General features: G+C 35.6%; 16 protein-coding genes. 8 read left to right on the top strand and 8 right to left on the bottom strand.

Going from position 1 to position 19,936, the window contains the following annotated elements; genetic code table 11:
- Positions 1–120 precede the first annotated feature (120 nt).
- Positions 121–1,035, bottom strand: coding sequence for a class I SAM-dependent methyltransferase (locus FNH22_RS24155; protein ID WP_143401035.1), 915 nt, complete (start codon positions 1,033–1,035; stop codon positions 121–123).
- 382 nt (positions 1,036–1,417) lie between these two features.
- Here FNH22_RS24155 and rfbB point away from each other — a divergent pair, with 382 nt between their 5' ends.
- The 8 genes from rfbB (at position 1,418) to FNH22_RS24115 (ending at position 11,407) form a co-directional block, all read left to right on the top strand.
- Positions 1,418–2,479 carry a dTDP-glucose 4,6-dehydratase gene (gene rfbB / locus FNH22_RS24150; RefSeq protein WP_143401034.1) on the top strand — a complete coding sequence of 354 codons (1,062 nt, stop codon included), beginning with the start codon at positions 1,418–1,420 and terminating at the stop codon, positions 2,477–2,479.
- 220 nt (positions 2,480–2,699) lie between these two features.
- Positions 2,700–4,019 carry a flippase gene (locus FNH22_RS24145; protein ID WP_143401032.1) on the top strand — a complete coding sequence of 440 codons (1,320 nt, stop codon included), beginning with the start codon at positions 2,700–2,702 and terminating at the stop codon, positions 4,017–4,019.
- 1,413 nt (positions 4,020–5,432) lie between these two features.
- On the top strand, positions 5,433–6,137 hold the full coding sequence (locus FNH22_RS24140; protein ID WP_143401031.1) for an FkbM family methyltransferase: 705 nt from the start codon (positions 5,433–5,435) through the stop codon (positions 6,135–6,137).
- Positions 6,138–6,183: 46 nt separating this feature from the next.
- Positions 6,184–7,083 carry a sugar transferase gene (locus FNH22_RS24135; protein ID WP_143401029.1) on the top strand — a complete coding sequence of 300 codons (900 nt, stop codon included), beginning with the start codon at positions 6,184–6,186 and terminating at the stop codon, positions 7,081–7,083.
- Between the two features lie 65 nt (positions 7,084–7,148).
- Positions 7,149–8,192, top strand: a complete 1,044-nt coding sequence (locus FNH22_RS24130; protein ID WP_143401028.1) for a glycosyltransferase family 4 protein — start codon at positions 7,149–7,151, stop codon at positions 8,190–8,192.
- A 12-nt stretch (positions 8,193–8,204) separates the two neighbouring features.
- The gene (locus FNH22_RS24125; protein ID WP_143401026.1) at positions 8,205–8,915 is read left to right on the top strand and encodes a WecB/TagA/CpsF family glycosyltransferase; all 711 of its coding nucleotides are present in this window, start codon (positions 8,205–8,207) and stop codon (positions 8,913–8,915) included.
- 122 nt (positions 8,916–9,037) lie between these two features.
- On the top strand, positions 9,038–10,204 hold the full coding sequence (locus FNH22_RS24120; protein WP_185154384.1) for an O-antigen ligase: 1,167 nt from the start codon (positions 9,038–9,040) through the stop codon (positions 10,202–10,204).
- Positions 10,205–10,348: 144 nt separating this feature from the next.
- Entirely contained in the window at positions 10,349–11,407 is a 1,059-nt protein-coding gene (locus FNH22_RS24115; RefSeq protein ID WP_143401023.1) for a glycosyltransferase family 4 protein, read from the top strand.
- 11 nt (positions 11,408–11,418) lie between these two features.
- Here FNH22_RS24115 and FNH22_RS24110 read toward each other — a convergent pair whose 3' ends face one another.
- The 7 genes from FNH22_RS24110 to FNH22_RS24080 all read right to left on the bottom strand — a co-directional run bounded on the left by FNH22_RS24110 (position 11,419) and on the right by FNH22_RS24080 (position 19,918).
- Positions 11,419–11,712: a SlyX family protein gene (locus FNH22_RS24110; RefSeq protein WP_143401022.1), complete on the bottom strand. Its 294-nt coding sequence runs from the start codon at positions 11,710–11,712 to the stop codon at positions 11,419–11,421.
- Positions 11,687–12,334, bottom strand: a complete 648-nt coding sequence (locus FNH22_RS24105; protein ID WP_143401021.1) for a hypothetical protein — start codon at positions 12,332–12,334, stop codon at positions 11,687–11,689. The genes FNH22_RS24110 and FNH22_RS24105 overlap by 26 nt, the downstream gene beginning before the upstream one ends.
- A gap of 21 nt (positions 12,335–12,355) precedes the next feature.
- A complete protein-coding gene (locus tag FNH22_RS24100) occupies positions 12,356–13,210 on the bottom strand; it encodes a tail fiber protein (RefSeq protein WP_143401019.1) in 855 nt (284 codons plus the stop codon).
- Positions 13,211–13,240: 30 nt separating this feature from the next.
- Positions 13,241–14,641 (bottom strand): hypothetical protein, encoded by a 1,401-nt coding sequence (locus FNH22_RS24095; RefSeq protein WP_143401018.1) that lies wholly within the window; start codon positions 14,639–14,641, stop codon positions 13,241–13,243.
- Between the two features lie 335 nt (positions 14,642–14,976).
- Positions 14,977–15,297, bottom strand: a complete 321-nt coding sequence (locus FNH22_RS24090; protein ID WP_143401017.1) for a hypothetical protein — start codon at positions 15,295–15,297, stop codon at positions 14,977–14,979.
- A 12-nt stretch (positions 15,298–15,309) separates the two neighbouring features.
- Positions 15,310–15,702 (bottom strand): hypothetical protein, encoded by a 393-nt coding sequence (locus tag FNH22_RS24085; RefSeq protein ID WP_143401016.1) that lies wholly within the window; start codon positions 15,700–15,702, stop codon positions 15,310–15,312.
- Positions 15,677–19,918 carry a DUF6443 domain-containing protein gene (locus tag FNH22_RS24080; protein ID WP_143401014.1) on the bottom strand — a complete coding sequence of 1,414 codons (4,242 nt, stop codon included), beginning with the start codon at positions 19,916–19,918 and terminating at the stop codon, positions 15,677–15,679. The genes FNH22_RS24085 and FNH22_RS24080 overlap by 26 nt, the downstream gene beginning before the upstream one ends.
- Positions 19,919–19,936: the final 18 nt, after the last annotated feature.

The raw sequence follows: 19,936 nt of genomic DNA, 5'->3' as shown, positions 1-19,936 counted from the left end.
CACTTTTGAAATATCAGTAAAAGCTTTAGCAAACGGCACCCAACAAATTGGCTCAGCCAGCAACATACTCTCAAATTTTGACCTTAGGAATGCGCAAAAAACTCACTTTATAGACAGACTCTAGTTAGTGATATATGGGTTATCTGGAAGTCGAATAACCTCATAACCTTGACAGGACAATTGTTCAATGAGTTTTTTTGTTGGTTCCTGTTTAAAGATAATTGTTGCCAAAAGACCATAATCCATGAAACCTAGTCTGCATAGTACATTTTGTAGATTAATGTATAATTTAGTTTTCTTTTGTAATAATCCCTTTTCTGAAATTTTTTCATATTCAACACCTGGAAAATGGGCATCATTAATTCCCTTAAATACCACCACCTTATAGTTTAATCCCAACGCAACTTTCTCTATCTCTCTTTTTGATATTGAAAAAATATAATTACCTGACTCTTCAAAAGAATGTTTGTCTGAGTTCCTGCCGAAAACTGCCTTTAAGTTTCTCTTTAAATTTCTAAAAATGGCTCTGAGCACTGTGCCAGCAATATATTCATCATTTGGCTCAATCAATAATACAGCTTTACTCGCTACTCGCAACATTTCATAAAGTGCAACCATTGGTCTAGGAAAGTGATGATAAGATTCTTTACATAATACATAATCAAATTCAGTATTTTGAAATGATAATGTCTCCGCGTTTTCTTTTTTATAGTTATCTATATAACCTATGCCCTTGGCTTCTTTTAGTAGTATATCCGATATGTCAGTAGCAAGAGCATCAGAGCCTCTTTCCAAAATGTACTTCGCATCATTACCATATCTACCATCACCAACGGTGAGCCATTTTCCCCCCGGATCATTTAATAAAAGTGGATCTAGAATCTCATACATACGTCTATGACGCCATGCATCTACAGTATCTTTTTGAAACCACGTTTTTGCATGAGATTCTTTCTTGCTACCCAAACTATATTCTTTGAAGTGTTCAGAATGCTGCTGATAACTCTTTTTTTCAAAATTTTCATAAGAACTCATAATAATTATTTCCTTTAAATTTGACAGAATTAACAAAACATATAAATCAACGGCTGTCAGCTGCTTGTATGCTTTTCGGCACTATAAATGTCTCCCTAGTTAGGAAACATTTAAAAGTTATTATTTTATTATCGCTACAAATGTAAGCTCTTGTAACAATAAGAATATCATCCTTTAATTATCACCACTTTAAAAAGCTATATAAAAAGAAAAAATTCAGTCTTACTACTTTTGTGCTCCTTAAAGATACCTTCCACTCTGGAAAGGGTAAAAATAAAATTGATAGGCTTTAAATTGTTCAATTAACCAAATTGGTTGTGGCTTTGCACAGACTTTCCGACATTAGTATTATTTTAAACACCATTTAATAATACTATTAAAGATGAGGCGTATATTGATTACAGGAGGCGCTGGATTCATTGGCTCTCACGTAGTAAGACTTTTTGTGAAAAAATATTTAGATTTTAAAATTATAAATCTTGACGTACTTACCTACGCTGGTAACTTAGAAAACCTTCAAGACATTGAAGGGATGGATAATTATAAATTTATCAAAGGAGATATATGCGATGAACAACTGGTAAATAGAATATTCAAGGAGGAAGAAATTACGGATGTAATACATCTTGCAGCTGAATCACATGTAGATAGGTCTATTAAAAATCCAATGCGCTTTGTAAAGACAAACATCTTTGGTACGGTAGCCTTATTAAACGCGGCAGTAAGCACATGGAAAGATAATTTTGAAAACCACACCTTCTATCATATTTCTACCGATGAAGTCTATGGCTCTTTAACCGATGAAGGATATTTTCTTGAAACCACACCATATGATCCAAAGTCGCCTTATTCTGCATCAAAAGCCAGCTCAGATCATTTTGTAAGAGCTTACGCCAACACATATAAATTACCTATTAAACTATCCAACTGCTCAAATAACTATGGCCCCAACCAGTTCCCAGAGAAGTTATTGCCATTAATGATTAATAATATCAAGAACAATAAACCATTACCTATATATGGAAAAGGTGAAAACATTAGGGATTGGCTTTATGTAGTCGATCACGCAAAAGCCATTGACTATGTATTTCATAAGGGGATTTTAGGAGAAACCTATAACATTGGAGGGTTCAATGAATGGCGAAATATTGACATTGCACACTTAGTTTGCAAAATAATGGATAAGAAATTAGATAGAAAAAAAGGTGGGTCGGCAAAGCTAATTACATTTGTAGAAGATCGAGCCGGGCACGATTTTCGCTATGCTATAGACTCTTCAAAGATTATGAATAAACTAGGTTGGAAGCCTTCATTGCAGTTGGAAGAAGGTTTATCTAGAACAGTCGATTGGTATTTGGAAAATACAGGATGGCTGACAAATGTAATATCAGGAGATTACAAATCTTATTATTCAAAGCAATATATATCATTACAACGAAATTGATTCCTACGACAGGTTATGGCTTACAGTTTAGTGCATTCTGCCAGTACGGTGCGTCTTGGAAAAGGCTTTTAGTTGTATAACTATAGATTGTTTAGTTCTTCCTTTAACGTTTCCAAACCAATTTCAATTATTTGACATTTATGTAAAAAACTAATGAAATACTGTATGACTCCAGATATTCAGTACTTAAATACCTGAAGGTTTATCACTTAAAACAAAAATGGGAATTCTAAAAAAAGTTGGTGTTCATTTTTTTTTGAAAAAAGTTACTTCATCAACTAGCTTTAAAAATTCTATTTGGCTATTCTATGATAAGTTTTCTAAACTATTTTTTTCCTTTCTAACTACAATATACATAGCAAGGCATTTAGGGGAAGAATTATTTGGTGAACTAAACTATGCGTTAGCCGTTTGCTCAATTTTCTTTTCCATTTCAAGCATTGGATTAAATTCTATTGTCAGACGCGAATTACTTTGGACAGAGTCTGAAAAATATTCAATCCTTGCTACAGCCTTGTTGCTAAGAATTATTACCTCTTTAATTTTGTTTTTAGTCGTAGTGCTATTTTCATACACCATCTTCGGTGAAACCAGCTTGACTTTCCAACTAATTATTATAATTTCTCTTAGTCTATTTGCATTACCGAGTGAAGTGATTGAATATTATTTCAATGCCTTCGGGATCACGCGGAAAATTTTTTACTCCAAGAGTATCGCTTTCATATTTGTATCGTTGATTCGTTTGTTATCAATTGTTCTAGGTGGCTCTATCACCTGGTTCGCGTGGTTACATTTTGTAGAATACTTTTCAAGTGCGCTCCTTCTATTCGCAATTTTCAATCACAAAAAAAACCTAGTCAAAAACTTAAAATGGAATAGAAACTTAGCATATAAGCTTATAAAATCAAGTTGGCCTCTATTTTTATCTAGCGCCGTTATAGTTTTATATATGAAAACAGATCAATTGATGCTTGGTTATCTCAGTATTAACAAAAGCCCAGTAGGTGAGTATAGTGCTGCACTAAGATTATCAGAAGTCTGGTACTTCATTCCAATAATCATAACGAGTGTGTTTTTCCCACGCCTTGTTCATGATGAGAAGAGGTCTAACGAAGAATTTCTCGCTTCCTTGCAAAAACTATATAAACTAATGACGGTAATAGCTGTGCTTATTTCTGTTATAACCAGCTTCACAGCGTCTTCTATTGTGAATTTATTGTTTAAAGGATCATTTGAAGAGACCTCCCATATTTTGACAATTCATATTTGGACTTCCTTGTTTGTTTTCTGGGGTACTATTAATACTCAATATGTTGTGATAAAAAATTCTACCAAAGTAGTTTTATATAGGTCTTTGGTTGGTTTATTTTTTAATATAACACTTAACTATTATTTAATTCCCTTGTATAGTGGAATAGGAGCAGCCTTGGCAACCTTAGTAACTCAAATAGTAACAGCAACTATATTCAATATAGTCCACAAACAGTTCAGAGTCTTATTTTATTTACAAATGCGTTCCTTAAATCCATTTCGGTTATAAGACCTCATTATTAAAATACTAGTATCTTTGAAAATACAAAGATAAATTAAAAGGTAAGTATTTTAGGTGTGGCATTGCTCTTGGAAACTTGGCAGGCTTTAAAACTTATCGCCTAATCATTATTCCCAGGCAACATTGCTAAAAACTGTTACGTCAGATTACAACAATAAAACCCAATTGTGAAGATAAGTATATCAATAAGCCTTTTATCCGTTGTATGCCTGCTACCACTAATATCACTAATGTGGAATATTGAACTTGTAGGCATCAAACTCAATTGGGTTTTATATCCCGTAATAATTGTGTCTACAATACTTTACGTTTGCCATAAAGGCAAAATCACTACTTATCTGTTTTTTTTTCTGATTCTCTGCAGTTTTTGGTTTTTTTATTTTGTTTATTTCAATTCAAAATTGGAACCACTATTTCGAGTCTTTCTTGCCTTCATTCCTTTCTTTTTTCTAAAAAGAATCAGGGCTTCAATAAATTATGGTTTTTTTAAAAAATGGATACATATTTATAATATAATAATATTGGTCCCTATCACAATCGCCTTATTACAAATTAAAGGTTCTATTCCATATTATGACTTTGATTATGTAGGAGGACAAAGGTTAGGAAGAATATCAGGTGGATACAACAAGCCTAATAATCTAATAGTATTCTTCTTTCCAACTTTTATATATGGGTTGTATATAATTAAAGTTGAAAAAAAGAGATTATTGGGGTCATTCATTATATTAGTTATTCTTGCACTCGTTTATATGTCAGGACTTAGAACCTCCTTCGCCATTTATACCATAGCTCTGAGTACAGCCTTTTTTTCACATCTAACTGTACGAATACTTAGGTCTTATTATAAATACGGTTTAAACATTATCATTGGATTAATGTTTTTTAGCCTTATTTATTTAATCGGCAGCGAATATGGATTTGTGAATGGTGTAAGGGGTCGTCTTCCTATGTGGATCGCTCATATATTTCAGTACGTCGATGGCATTTCACTTATCCAACTTTTTGGAGCTTCAAAGGTAGAATTAACATCCAGCTGGCTTAAATATTATCCACTACACTCGATGTTTGAAGCACATAATAATTACCTTAGAATCCTTATTACCTTTGGACTTATGGGGTATTTTTTATATGAAATAATAATGCGAAGAATAGCGTTGGATGTATTAAATTCTCCATCCACTTCCTTCGTGAAATTTTTACAAAGTCTTTCATTTCTTTTTTTAATTTTCTATTCATTCACCAATGAACCCATATTTTTTCCAAGTATAATTTGGACCATTTTCATTTGGTGTTTTTTTGAGCCAGAAAAAGTATCGGTTAACCATCGTTGAAAATGAAGCTTGATTGAAAATTTGGTAAATTTTAAAATAAACAATACAGTGGAAGACTATTTACAATATGAATAAAACTATTAAAAGATTATACAATAGAATAACGGGACGATTTAAACATATAAAAAAAGGTATCTGTCACCAAAGTAAATGGTATGGAAATAAATATGGAGGTTTTTTTGTGATTCCAGATCTAATTCATTCAAATTCGATTATCTATTCATTCGGTATTGGAAAAGATATTTCCTTCGATAGTGAAATAATTGAGAAACACGGATGTGAGGTCTTCGGATTTGATCCAACTCCAAAATCAATAAAATGGTGTCAAGAACAGGTTCTCCCGAAAAATTTTCACTTGCATGAATATGGAATCGCTAGTGAAACTGGTTTAGCATCATTTTATTTACCACAGAACAAGAATCATATATCTGGTAGTATTGTTTATAATAACAATGTCTCCCCTAATGATTTCATTAGTGTAGATATGAAAGCCTTTAAAGATATAGCGACTGAGTTAAATCATGATAAAGTAGATTTAGTAAAAATAGATATTGAGGGTGCTGAATATGATGTACTGGATAATATACTACAATCAAGCATTGTGATAAATCAACTCGTAATTGAATTTCATGAGCGCTTTTTCAAAGATGGCAAGGACAAAACAATCAAATCTATAAATACACTAAATAAAAAAGGGTATGAGGTATTTGCTGTATCAGATTCGTTTGAAGAAGTGTCTTTTGTTAGGACAAAAGCCTTGAAGCAAAAATAAACGTTGTAAAACTAATTTTGTATAAACGCTTGCAAACTGAGAATTGATGGTGAAAGAAAAAGCACCGATAGTATTGTTTACATATAATAGGCCAGATCTAACTGAGTTAACTTTAAAATCTTTATCCCAAAATGTTCTAGCCAATGAGTCTAAATTATTCATATTTTCAGACGGGCCAAAAAATGGTGCAGATGAAAGTTTAGTTCTTGAAACTCGAAGTTTGTTTAAAAATTACTTTAAATACTTTCAAGAGGTACATTTACATGAAAGCTTTGATAATAAAGGTTTAGCCTCATCTATTATTCAAGGTGTAAGTAAAGTTTTGAGTGAACACTCTAAAGTTATTGTTTTAGAAGATGACTTGGTAACGAGTAAAAATTTTCTAACTTTTTTGAATAAGTCATTGGACTTTTATCAAAGTACGAAAGATGTTTACTCAATATCAGGGTATAGTTTTCCTCTTAACTTTCCCCGGAAATACAAATATGACATCTATTTTGGTTTGAGAGCAAGTTCATGGGGTTGGGGAACATGGTCAGATCGCTGGTCTCAGATTGATTGGGAAGTAAAGGATTATGACTCATTCTTAAAAAATCCTAAAAAGAGAAAAAGATTTAATCGCGGTGGAGCAGATCTTTCAAGGCTACTAGATGCTCAAATGAAAGGAAAGATAGACTCTTGGGCGATAAGGTGGTGTTACTATCAGTTTATAAATAATCAATATACTGTGTTTCCCACTAAATCTAAAGTACAGCATATTGGTTGCGGATCAAAAGCTACTCACGTAAAAAGAGTCAATATCTTCGATACAGATATTGACTCCTCTATTTCTATGGATTTCCAACTCCCTTCAAAAATATTATTGGAAGAAGAACTCTTGAAACAATTTAAATTCAAGTTTTCTCGTATCAATAAGTTAAAACAAAAACTAATCGATCTTATTTAAGAAAGAAATTGTCTAGAGTCTTATTAATAATACAGCTCCCTCCACCTGTCCATGGAGCTTCGTTAATGAATAAAAAAGTCCTTGAATTTATTAAGGATAATGGCTACACAACAGCTATCATTAATCTGGATTTCGCTAAATCTATTGGCGATATAGGTTCATTTAGAATGAGAAAGTTGATTAAATTTATTCAGCTTTGTTTCGAGTTACTCATTAAAATTATAAAATTCAAGCCGGACATTGTTTATTATAATTTCTCTTCTTCTGGTCTTTTTTCTATATTCCGAGACTTCTTTTTCGCAAAACTCTCATTAATTTTCTGCAAGAAGTTAGTGCTGCATATACATACAGCGGGCATATCCGAACGAGCTCATCGAAGTTCTCTAATCAAACTGTTGTATAAGTGTATTTTCAAATACAGCAACATCATTACACTCTCGAATTCGCTAAAAAAAGATCTTCTCCATTTTAAAATAAAAAAGAGTTATGTATTAAATAACGGGATTCAAGATGAGTTGTCAAGAGGATTAAAAAAAACAGAATCGAATACACCCAATATTTTGTTTCTTTCTAACTTTTTAAAATCCAAAGGAGTTCTTGATCTTTTAGAAGCTTTGTCTCGTCTTAAAAATCTTAGTCTAGATTTCACAGCAATATTTGTAGGAAATCCTGCAGACATAACTCATGAGCAATTGCAAGAAAAAACTAGATTACTGAATCTTGAGAAGTATGTTTTAATTCTCCAACCAGCATTTGGTTCAGAGAAGAAAAAGATATTAGCAAATGCCGATGTCTTCTGCTTACCAACTTATTATTCAAATGAAGCATTCCCATTGGTAATTTTAGAGGCTCTAATGAATGGTTTACCTGTAATTTCCACAACTCAAGGTGCTATACCAGAAATAGTAGATCATGGAGAAAACGGTTATATAATAAAGCCGCATGATATTACATCACTCACAAATTATTTGACATCTTTGATCCAAGATCAGAATCTAAGAAAATCAATGAGCACAAATGCCAGGGAAAAATTTTCAAATAATTATAGTGACGATGTTTTTAGAAAAAATCTTCTGAAAATATTTAAGGAGGTATTGAACTCATATTAAAATTTTTTGCTTATGGAAATTCTAGGCTATGATGTCCATGTCAACGAGCTTCGCGAAATTAACTTGAACCGAAAACAAATAATTAATACGATCAATGCTCATTCATATCAAGTAGCCAAAAGAGATGACATTTTTAGAAAAGCATTAAGCTCTTCAGATATTTTATTACCGGACGGAGTTAGTTTTGTTTGGGCAGCAAGTAGATTAAACAGCATCAAAATCAAAAAAATAGCTGGTTATGACATTTTCATATTCTTAATGAGGGCCTTGAACTCAAAAAAAAACTCTAAAGTATTCTTCCTAGGAGCTGGGAATCATGTCTTAAACTGCATAAAACAAAAGGCTTTGATAGAATTCCCTAATATTCGTGTAGATTATTACTCACCACCATTCAAATCCAATTTTAATGAAACCGACAATAGAGAAATGACAAATAGGATAAATTTCTTTGACCCAGACGTTTTATTCGTTGGAATGACAGCACCAAAACAGGAAAAATGGGTATTTAGAAATCAACATGAAATTCGTGCTAATATTATATGTAACATTGGCGCTGTTTTTGATTTCTATTCTGAAAATAAAAAAAGGCCTCATCCATTTTGGATTAACCTTGGTTTAGAGTGGCTTATGAGACTTTTACAAGAACCGCGTAGGCTATGGAGAAGAAATATTTCATCGATACTTTTTGTTATCGAGGTTTTTAAGAAATCACTTTTTCGTTAGATATGAAGCGATCGTTAGTGCATCGTCAGATACATAGGGTACTGTTTATCCTTATAATAGTTACTTATCCTGTATCAGTAAAGATTAACAGCTTCATAATCATTTTATATGTACTGAACTGGATGAGTACCCCTAAGTTATTCTACAGGGTTAAGGACAGTTTTAAGAAATATCCTATCTTATTTTTCTTTATATCATTTTTTCTGCTGCACGTAATAGGTCTCTTATATACTTGCGACATTCAGGAAGGATTATTTGTTATAGAAAAGAAATTATCACTTTTAGTATTTCCTATAATCATTAGTGATGATTATCTAACAAAAAATACTGACACTATAAATATTGTCAAATCAGCATTTTACTCGTTGGTTGGCGCATGCATGGTTTGTGTCTTATATGCGACCTATGTATATGTTTTTACTGGTGAAAACGTCTTCTATTGGAATGAATTGGTCAAGATTATTAGTTTTCACCCTAATTATCTTGCGCTCTACATTACACTAATTAATGCTGTTCTAATCAAAGAATTAATCAACCAATGGAGTTGTCTAAAATCTGGCTCTCAAATTTTATGTGTTATTATTGAATTATTCCTTATTACTTTTATCATTTTATTATCTACTCGCCTACAAACTTTTTTGTTCTTTGTCGTTTTAATTGGTATGGTCTTTTATCAAACGACTAAAAAGAATAATAAATTATTGGGACCAACCATAAGCCTGATTGTAATATTAATTATTTCATTAGTAATGATCTTTAACGTTAGTTATTTGCAACGCTTCAAAAGCATTAATAGTTTTAATTATCAAATAGATGCTGATCCGAAAACGTTTAATAATCTAACTGTAAGACTCGGGATATGGGAATGCTCTTGGTCTATAATTGAGAAAAACTATCTTCTAGGTGTGGGTACCGGTGATGCTAAGTCTCAATTAATAAATTCTTACAAAAAGCTTGATTTTAAATATGGCTATCTTGACAAACTGAATGCTCATAATCAGTACATTTCTACCCTCATCAAAATTGGATTTGTAGGTTTTTTGATCTTAATACTGCATTTAGCAATTCCATTCATTCATCGGAAATACAAATATTCAAATGGTTACAAAATATTTGTTGTTCTTTTTGGAATCAGTTTTTTGACGGAATCTATGCTCTCAGTCCAAAAGGGCGTTGTTTTGTTTTCAATAGTAAACTCTTTATTTGCATTTAATCGCTTCGATTTCTCAAGAACATATTTGTTGGATATTTTTGAGTGTGAAAATACTTCTGAAAATCAGATTGAATAGACTAAAGAAATTCTTAATAACTTGATGCCCTATAAAATCAGATTTACTTAGCAGTAAGAGTTCAGAATATTTGACAGATTTCTTATTCGAAATATAAACGTTCAAATATTAAAATCCCTACCTTTAAATGTCAAATATGTCTAAATGACCGCCATATTTTTAGCGATAGCCACCTCCTTCATCATTACCTTTTTGGTAATCCCTGTAATTATAAATTTCTCCAAAAAGAAAAAGAAAATGATGGATGTACCCGGACGGAGGAAGATCCATAAAAAAACCACCCCCTCATTAGGAGGTATAGGGATATTCATGGGGTTGATCGTATCACTGATCGTCTGGCTCCCTTTTGAGGCTTTTCAACAGTTTAAATTCATATTAGCCGGTCTGTTAATATTAGTGGTGATAGGTTTTAGAGATGATATTGTACCTCTAAAACCACTGTACAAACTCTTCGGTCAAATGATTGCTGCGGCTATGATCGTGTATCTTACGGGAATCAGGTTGACTTCTTTTTATGGCCTTTTTGGGATAGATGAATTGAATCCATTGGTTAGCCAGTTCGTTAGTATTTTCACCATCATCGTGATCACCAATTCTTTTAACCTTATCGATGGGTTAGATGGGTTAGCAGGGACTATTGCCGTGGTTGCTCTTACCACTTTTGGGGTCTGGTTTTACCTGGTGGGTGATCAATGGACAAGCTTACTTGCGCTGAGTATGGCAGGGGCTGTCATCGCTTTCCTTACTTTTAATTGGGAACCGTCTAATATCTTTATGGGAGATACAGGTGCTCTTTCTATAGGGTTTTTGTTTGCCGTACTGGCCATTAAATTCATTGAAGTCAACCACAATTTACCTGAAGCCGCTGATTTCAAGTTTAATGCCTCAGTAACTACCGGCATTTGCATTATTATTATCCCACTATTCGATACGTTGCGAATATTTATCCTAAGGCTCTCCAAAAAGCAGTCTCCTTTTACACCGGATAAGAACCACATGCACCATGCCTTAATGCGTATGGGGATGTCACACTCTCAAACTGCCCTTTCCTTAGGCTTACTCAATCTTTTCTATATTGGTATTGCACTGGCAGGCAGAGGGTTTCCAGACTCTGTTTTGCTACCTGCCGTATTAATATTCTCTGTATTGCTTAGCCTGACGTTGGATTTTTTAATTGTCAGGAAGCTTAATCGATCAAAGTAAAATAATACTTCTTAATCTTTCTGCTTCATCAGCAATTCGATTTGTTTTTGCTGATGTGCTACCGTCTTTGTCAGCTCCCCGACTTGTTTATTCTGATGGATCAAATGGAGCGTTAACTCTTCAACTTTCTTTAGCAATATCATGTTCATGGCTCCGACTTCAATGCCATTTTCTTCCATTTGTTCTGCTGAAGGCACCTCTGGCAGATGCTTGTGTGCCAAAACATACGCTTCAATGCTACTTAATGTTGGTAAATTATAGTCAGCATCAAAAACGTAATCAGGACCAGGAACGTTGAGATCCACTTTCACCTCTTTGGCATGGATATCCCCATTGACGGTAAGTTTCGAATCCGGTGCACCTGTACCCTACGCCTAAACGGCCACCTCCCAAACCTATTATAACGTTTTCATTAGAAAAGCGATTTAAATGTAAATACCCATTTGTCATATCAATGGAACCATTGCCCGGGTCAATTTCAATGGTTCTTCCATTAACACTATTTTCAAAAATGGCACCTTTATGATTGGCATTGATATGGAGCGGTGATAAGGGAGTAGTAGTACCAATACCTAGTTTACCGGCTATGTAACCATCACCTGTATTCGACTTTATAGAAAATGCCAGTTCATCACTAAAACCTCTTATTCTAAAATACTTGCCACCGGTAAGGTCTTTTAGTTCCAGAGCTGCAGAAACTCCCACATCACGTTGAACAAAGGCCCATGCTCGCTCAGTGGATAACCGCAACAGTTCGGCACCATCTCCTGTTGCCGAAATATTAAGTCTGGCATTTGGGTTAGCCGTTCCTATACCCACATTGCCACTGTTGTAATAAATATTCCCTGGGGTAGAACCACTCCAATTTTGTGCTTTAAGTGAAATTGAGAGTACTAAAAAAAAGGATAACACTGTAAGGAGTTTCATTTTTCGAATGTTTTAATTTTATTATAGTTCTTTTAATTTGCTTTCAAGGATTTTGATCCTTTCTGACTGATTTTGATTAACCTCATTTTGCTCAATCAAATGAAGTGTCAACTCCTCCACCTTCTTCAACAACAACATGTTCATCTCACCAAGATCAATCCCATTTTTCTCCATTTCATGGGCGGAAGGCACTTCCGGTAAATGTTTATTTTCATAGATATAGCTCTGAGTACTTTTCAGTGTAGGCAGATCATATCCCTCTTCAAAAACATAGTCAGGGCCGGGAACGTTGAGGTCCACTTTCACTTCCTGGGCATGGATATCACCTTTGACGGCCAGTTTAGCATCAGGGCTATTCGTGCCAATACCGATATTCCCGTTCGATGCAATTCTCATGGCTTCTACGGCCACGCCATTGTTTTGAGTCCTGAATTGCATATTAATACTGGACGTCCCCGAACGATCCCGGGCCTGAATATAGGTTGAACCCGAATTACCTTCTCCCTCATATGCATATAGCATAAAGTGTCCTTTACCGGTATAATCTCCATTGACATGGAGGACGTCTTTAGGATCTGTGGTGCCTATCCCTAACTTTCCAGTGGAAGTTAACGTAATGTGGTTGTTCTCCCCGAGTATACTTCCGAAATTGAGCTTGAATTTTCCAAAATCAGAATAATCAATTCCCATCGAATACCAGGTATTACCCGGATCATGGAAGGTTAGCCAGGAATCTTCATCGTCCCTTTCTAACAGGAGTGTTCGGCCTGTTGGGTTTATGAGTTTTGTTTCGCCATCCAAATGGCTGGTTTGTGCTAGCGTTGGGTTAAAAAGAGCACATAGAAGTAATAGTGTAAAGCCGGGGGTATATTTCATTTCTAAATCGTTTTAATTTTTTCAATGCTCTTACTTCTTCTTCAATACCGCCAATTCACTCAGTTGAAAACCCACTTTCAACACCCATGGGCGAGGGTATATTGGATTATCAGGATCATGAAGGAAATTGTACATCATCAATAGGTTCATATCAACCATTCGGCCAATACTGATGCGTTTGCCTGCACCTAGCATCAGAACAGATATCCAACGCACTTCCTTTCCAGGGGATTCATTCGGGTTATTGTTCTGTTGTAAAATTTGTTCCCTGGTCATCCTTTCAAACTCACCAGACACGAAAAAGCCTTTCCCTATAATACCTGGAATATCATAATAGCTAAACATATTATAACCATGGCTTTCTGCAGGAATAGGGGGTGAAGAGGAAATACTGTCTGCAAAGGTTTTCCGGTAGGTACCTCCCAGCCCAATAACAAACCTTCTATTGATCTTATAGCCGAGTTGAGGAGAAATATCCAATGAGAATGGGTCAAACGTATTCAGGTTAAAATTACCCCCAAAGTATACACGTTCTTTTAAAGGTTTCCCTTTTAATGAATTTCGCTTTACCGCAGTGCTCATGTCATTTGAATTAGGGATAGAGATGTATTTATTTTGCAGTGTTGACAGCTTTTTCCGGGCCGCCGACAATTTTTGCCGGTGCTTGTTTAAATGTTTCATGGCATCCTGCTTCAGCATTTCCGTTCCCCTGGATTTGATTTCGGCACGATTCTGATACTTACTCATCTCGTCTTGATACTTTTCAGAATTACTTTTAAAAGCTTCCAGTTGATCTTCCATTTCCGTTCTTTCCTGTAGCAGACCAAGTTCATCATTGCTCATTATCTCATCCGAAAGGGTTTGCTCTGTTTTGCTCACTACATACTCACTCGTATTCATACCAAGACTATCTCTATTCTGAAGTAGCGCCAACTCTTTCTGATACCTATCCAGGCCGGATTCTTCCATTATACGATTGGCCAGCTTAGTAGAATCTGGTGCCTGCAAACCCGATTGAGCTGAGTGCATAGTATCCGTATCGCCTATTTTTTGATTGAGTTCACCCAGTTCATTAGTGGCAATGGGAATTTTGCCTTCGCCTACTTTCTTAGTATTTTCCAATGGATTAACACTTGGAATTACCCCAGGTAAATCAACGTCTTTTATTGAATCCAGTGTCTCATAATGACCTCCCTTAACAAAGCTCCGGGATAAGCTGTCCGACTTTTTCCGCCAGTATTTTCTTACTGCCTTAGCATGTTTAGCACTGTCCTTACTATAAAACTTTCTAAACTTACGGAGCTTGTCTTTTGCCTCCGTTGTTTGTTCTATTTTACCCAAATGCCTATCTGACAGGCCGAAGATTGGTTCCTGGGCCTTCAAAGCACCGCTGATGGTGATAAGGATTGCTATAATTATTGCTCTCTTCAAGACATTATTTTTTCAGGGCTACTTTGATCTATAATGTTGTTTATTTTTTTACTTTGATTTAAGTTTTACTTTAATGCTTATTCCTTTATCGGGAACTCTGAAGGGTTGATATTTTTCATCTCACTCTGAACTCAATTTTTCTGGCAATGTTACAAATGACTTTAACACAGTGATTTTCGCCATAAAAGATTTAGTAAAACTCGATTTAGTACAAATATTTAACCCTGATTCTACAACTCAGAATTGCTAACCTTAAAAGCAATTCTGATTTATGAAAAATTTACCGCCTGTCGACTTAATGGAACTCAATTCACCCCATTCAAAATTTCGATATATCATTGCTGTACTTCCCTAGCGGCTTCCCTTGCACTCAACTGCACCCTTTCGCATTCCGGCCCAACTTCACTTTTTGAATTTGCACAATTTGCCCTATCAATATGACTACTTTCTACCCAAGTTGATTGAATATTTTTATCATAGGTGTAATCTTTAGGAATACCTGTATGATGTTCTTGAATGAAAATGGTAGAGCTTGCTAAAACAGATATTACATTAAAGGAAAAACAGAACAACGCACCGACTTGAAAAACAAGACAAAGAGTAACAAAGGCTTGCCTTTTGAAAAACCCTGTTAGTATACAAATCAGTAACATCATAAAATCACCTACTTATTTGAAATGTAAATACCAATCACCATCTGATTCTCTATCTACCGTTTCCTGAGATTCGAAACCGATATGTACATGTTTTCTTGCTTGTTCAGGATAATCGTACTTATCAAGTAGAAGCCTGAAATTGTTCATCAAATCAGAATTAGACTCAAATCTTTCTTTTGTTTCATCAGTTTGTACACAACCCCAAAAAACTAAATTCTTGGGATCTATATCATAAGCCCCATACCACTCAACCCAAAACTTCTCGTTACAAATCGGTTTGATTAGCTTTTCTATATCATCCTTGATTCTAAGGATTTTACCCTTCATCGATTTTTCAGAAAATAAGTTTTTATAAATATTCATGACTGTTTTATCATTATCAATGAGTAATAATTCTAACCCCATTTTGTTGCAAAATCGGTTTCTCAATATTTAACCAAATACTTCCTGAGCGTGGACCTGCTGGTGTAGTGAAGAAATGAGCTTGCCCTTTGGCTCCTTTTGCAAAATTTGTCGAAAGGCTTCTCCAAATTGGACTTGATACTGAACGAGGTAAAACAGGGTTTAACGTATTCATAATCCTACCTCTTGCTGTCATCTCTAACGTCTTCATTCCATTGGATTTAGCAAAACTTGCAGCAGTATTTTTTGCAACATTTCCACCTGACCAAAAAGCTCTACTACCCCCCTTAGCGGCTTCAGAAAATGGAGTTAACTGAGGTTTATAAAGACTTCCACTTATTGAGTTTGAGCCTCTTAATAATGATGCGCTGGATACTAAACCCAAAGTTGCTACACTTTCAACTGCCTGTGGGCTCACTACAAAATAACCGGTTTCTATAAACTGATCTAAAATAGGTGTATTTAAAGTATAATCAAGTTGGTCTGATGCAAGTGATTTAATGTTATTGCCAAGCAGGTTAAAATCATTTGACACATCTTCTGTCCAGGTGCCTCTAGAGAGGGATAGATAATTTTCAACTCCTGAATTCCATAAACTTATTGGTAGATTTAACATATTAATTGCAGCATTATTAACAGTATTCGGGTAATCCATCCACGATCCGGTATAATTGAATGTACTATAGGTTGATATGTGCTCTAAGCCTTCAAGTTCTACCCCGTTTGTCAAGCGATTCTCACTAAAAGCATAGCTAGAGTTATAATAATAGTCCTCTGCAATGGGATCAATATTAAAAAACCTTCCAATAGCCGGGTCACTATTACGCCATTTAAATTGTGACCACCCCAGATCAAAATCCGTTTGTAACTCTTGTCCCTGGAACTGATAGCGATTAGTATGATCCTGAGGTTTTTGATAACTGTTAAACGTAAGACCAAAAGGATAGTAATCATTGGTTTGTGTGACCTGAAGTACATTATCATTCTTTTTATGAATAACATTCATATCGTCAAAAAAAACATTATAATCACTTTCGTTGGCCAGGTAAATGTATAAGTCTCCATCATAAGGCACCGTAATTTCATGCATCAACTCCTCAAAGTTTACCGTGGCGTTGCTGGAAATAGCGCGTGTGCCAAACTGTGGAGTACCGGAATACGCAGAATTAAAAAGTATATAGGCCAGGTAGGCTTTTGGTTCCTGACCGGCTGGCATGCCATCTGTAAACCCCTGGGAGTGTGTGTCAAAAGCACTATAAATAATTCCTCCTTCGGTAGCCGGTGTTACATTAAATGCCCCGGTTATAGCGCTTAACACACCACTCACAGCATCATTCATAGTCCCCGAACTGGAAGCATACCTGGCAAATGCCTTTATGGATACCTGATCACCGGTTTTGACATTCAATACTTTGGTGGCACCATAGATGCCATTGGATAATGATGCATTAAGCAACAGACTTTCATTTGGCGTTTGTAATTCAATAGATGGTGCCGTATGATTATAGTCTATTCCTCGGTGATTGAGTTGTTGAAAGTGCTCAGATTCTTCGGATTGATACTCTGATTCCATCGTAGCACTGAATTCATCAATAGCGCTGGAATAACCATAAGTAACTCGTACGTTGCCTAAATGATCTGTAAGGAAATACTCGTATTTCCATCCACCTCCTGCTTTAACGATACGACCTTCCGGCATAGCTACAAATGCCAGTTGTCCGTCTACATAATGTGCCCCGGCCACATAATCTGTTCGGTGTATTTCAGTAGTACCCTCCAATGCCTGCGTATAAAGTTTATTACCGGAAGCATCGTAGGCGTAGCTGATCTTTTTGCCAGCATCAAATTTGACATAGTCAGGCAGGTTTAAATGATTATACCCTACGTCAATAATTCCTTTATTCAAGTCATAGTACATATTGCCGTTATCGTCATAGCCATACTCTTTCATTGACTCAGGAGAACCGACAAGGTCCTTAAATCCAAAAGGATTCGCCTCTAAATCTCTAACATTTTGCAATTGGTTACCCTGGTAGCGATAAACGAGCTCATCTATTTTTGTGGTGGTGTTTTGGTTCCAGGTATAACGTGTTAATCCCCCTATGTTCCCATTTTTATCATAACCATTCACAGCAATGTTAAAAGCCCCTGCATGCCCGGTCCAGGCACCTGCATTATTTGTAGCAAATGAAGCTGTCTTTAACCTCTCCAACATATCATAGGTATACCCATAAATGTTCTCCTTCGGTTGGTCTTGTAAATTATTGGTGCCCCATTTCCAGGCTGCAATATTCCCATTGTATCTTGGCGCTATGGCAGGCGCACCTTGTATAGTGACATTGTCATAATACAGAAGGTTCATACCAAACAGATCATCGTTATCATTATTGGTAATACCCCCGTCATCAGACAACCTACTATTATTAATACTCGTAAGCCAGCTACGGATATTATAGCGGAAATCTTCTGACTGTAAGCGTGCCCCTGATGGTGCGTAATGGTTTTTCTCTATCAACTCACCAATTTCGTTGTAAATGTTCTCAGCAATCAACACATTGGGACCACCATCTATGCTGTGATAGGTATTTAACAGCCTGTCTGCATGATCATATTCAAATGTCTCCAGCGTGTAAAAAGTATCACCCGTATTCTGATGGGTACGCTTGGATTGCAGGACATTTCCTACAAAATCATATTCTGTACTTATTCTATCCGTTCCGCTTAAATGATGATCCGTGATAGATTGGACCACACGATATTCATCGTCATAGTAATTAACCGCCGCTAACCATGTACCATCTTTCAGATTTTTGGTTTTAACCCCTGTAATCTGACCCTTGAGTGTGCCTGTAAATCTGTTGGCGGGGATTTCTGTTTCATTGACGTAATTAAAACGGGTGCGATTAGCATCCCAATTAGAGTAGGTAAGAAAGTCATGATTATCATAGTAAGTACTACTATGTACCAGGTCTGTATTGGTAGTTTGGGGATAGCTTAAATTAAGAGTGTAACCCAGTAAATTGTTTGCTGTGTTTTCATGATGCCCCACACTATACTCATTACCCACGACTATACCTGTAAGGTTAATCTTTCCTTGGACTATTGGACGATTAAAGGCATCGTATTTCGTAAATAACCAGTAAGGGCCTCCAGATGCATTTCTCAGATTACCATCCTGGCGCAATACTTCTCTGTCCCATTTATCATAGACAAAATATTCCCAGTCTTTACCAGGTAATTTTTTCTTAACCATACGCTGCTTATCATCATATTCATAGATGTAGATATAATCATCTAAACTTCCTGTCCCCTCCGGTGATATTACGAAACGTAAACGTCCCATGTCATCATATACATAATAAGTATCTATCCAGTTAGTTCCATCACCCTTTTTTCGTGATAACACCATTTGTCCCAATGTATTAGTATACTCTTTCATGATCCGTTGATCCTCATCCATACTTTCACTGATGAACAGACTGTTAGCAGGGTAATTTTCAGTAGAAACCGGATTATCATTGACTATTTTCCAATAGCTCACCTCATTAGCCTGGTTCACTAAAAATTTATTTTCAGATTTTTTCCCGTTAATATGCCAAACTTCACCGGGATCATATTGTCCAATTGGCCTGTTTAGCGGGGATCCATCATATTCAGTTTGTGAGTATGGCTTGCTGTCCTTTTTAAGGGTTTGGTAGAACGAAGCAACATCGATCAAAGCTGCATCAGTGTCACGAAAAGCACCACTTTGAGAGGTATGGCGGTAGGATAAGTATTGAAAATTCTGCCTGCCTAACCTGTCATATAAGATGGGTTGTATCATATCCCTTTGATCATGCGAGGCCATCACTTCAACTGTTTGGATAGGTCTGCCAATTCCGTCAAAATAGGCATATGAAACTGCTTTGTCAGAATTGCTCAGGTCGGCGATGGAATTTTCGGTTGTAACCCCATCTTTTAGGATCGTTTCTGTACGTATATAGTTTTTATTTGAGCTCGGAGGCACGTTATGCTCATTTTTTATCACTCTGGCAAAAAACGTTCCGTCATTGACGGCACTTACATGGAAACCAGGTGTCAGTTTCAATTGCTTCACTACCAAATAGGAACGGTTTTCAAAAGCCGCTTTGGACTCATCAATGATAATGGTCTCACTTTGTGATAAAGCAGCAGTATTTGTCAAAATACTCAACAAAATAGTGGCTATTATCGATCTCATACTTAGTTTTCGTTGATT

This window comes from Fulvivirga sp. M361, from assembly GCF_007097395.1.
Classification (GTDB): domain Bacteria; phylum Bacteroidota; class Bacteroidia; order Cytophagales; family Cyclobacteriaceae; genus Fulvivirga.
The sequence above is the reverse complement of the archived record's forward strand: the minus strand, read 5'-3'. Positions and strand labels throughout refer to the sequence as shown.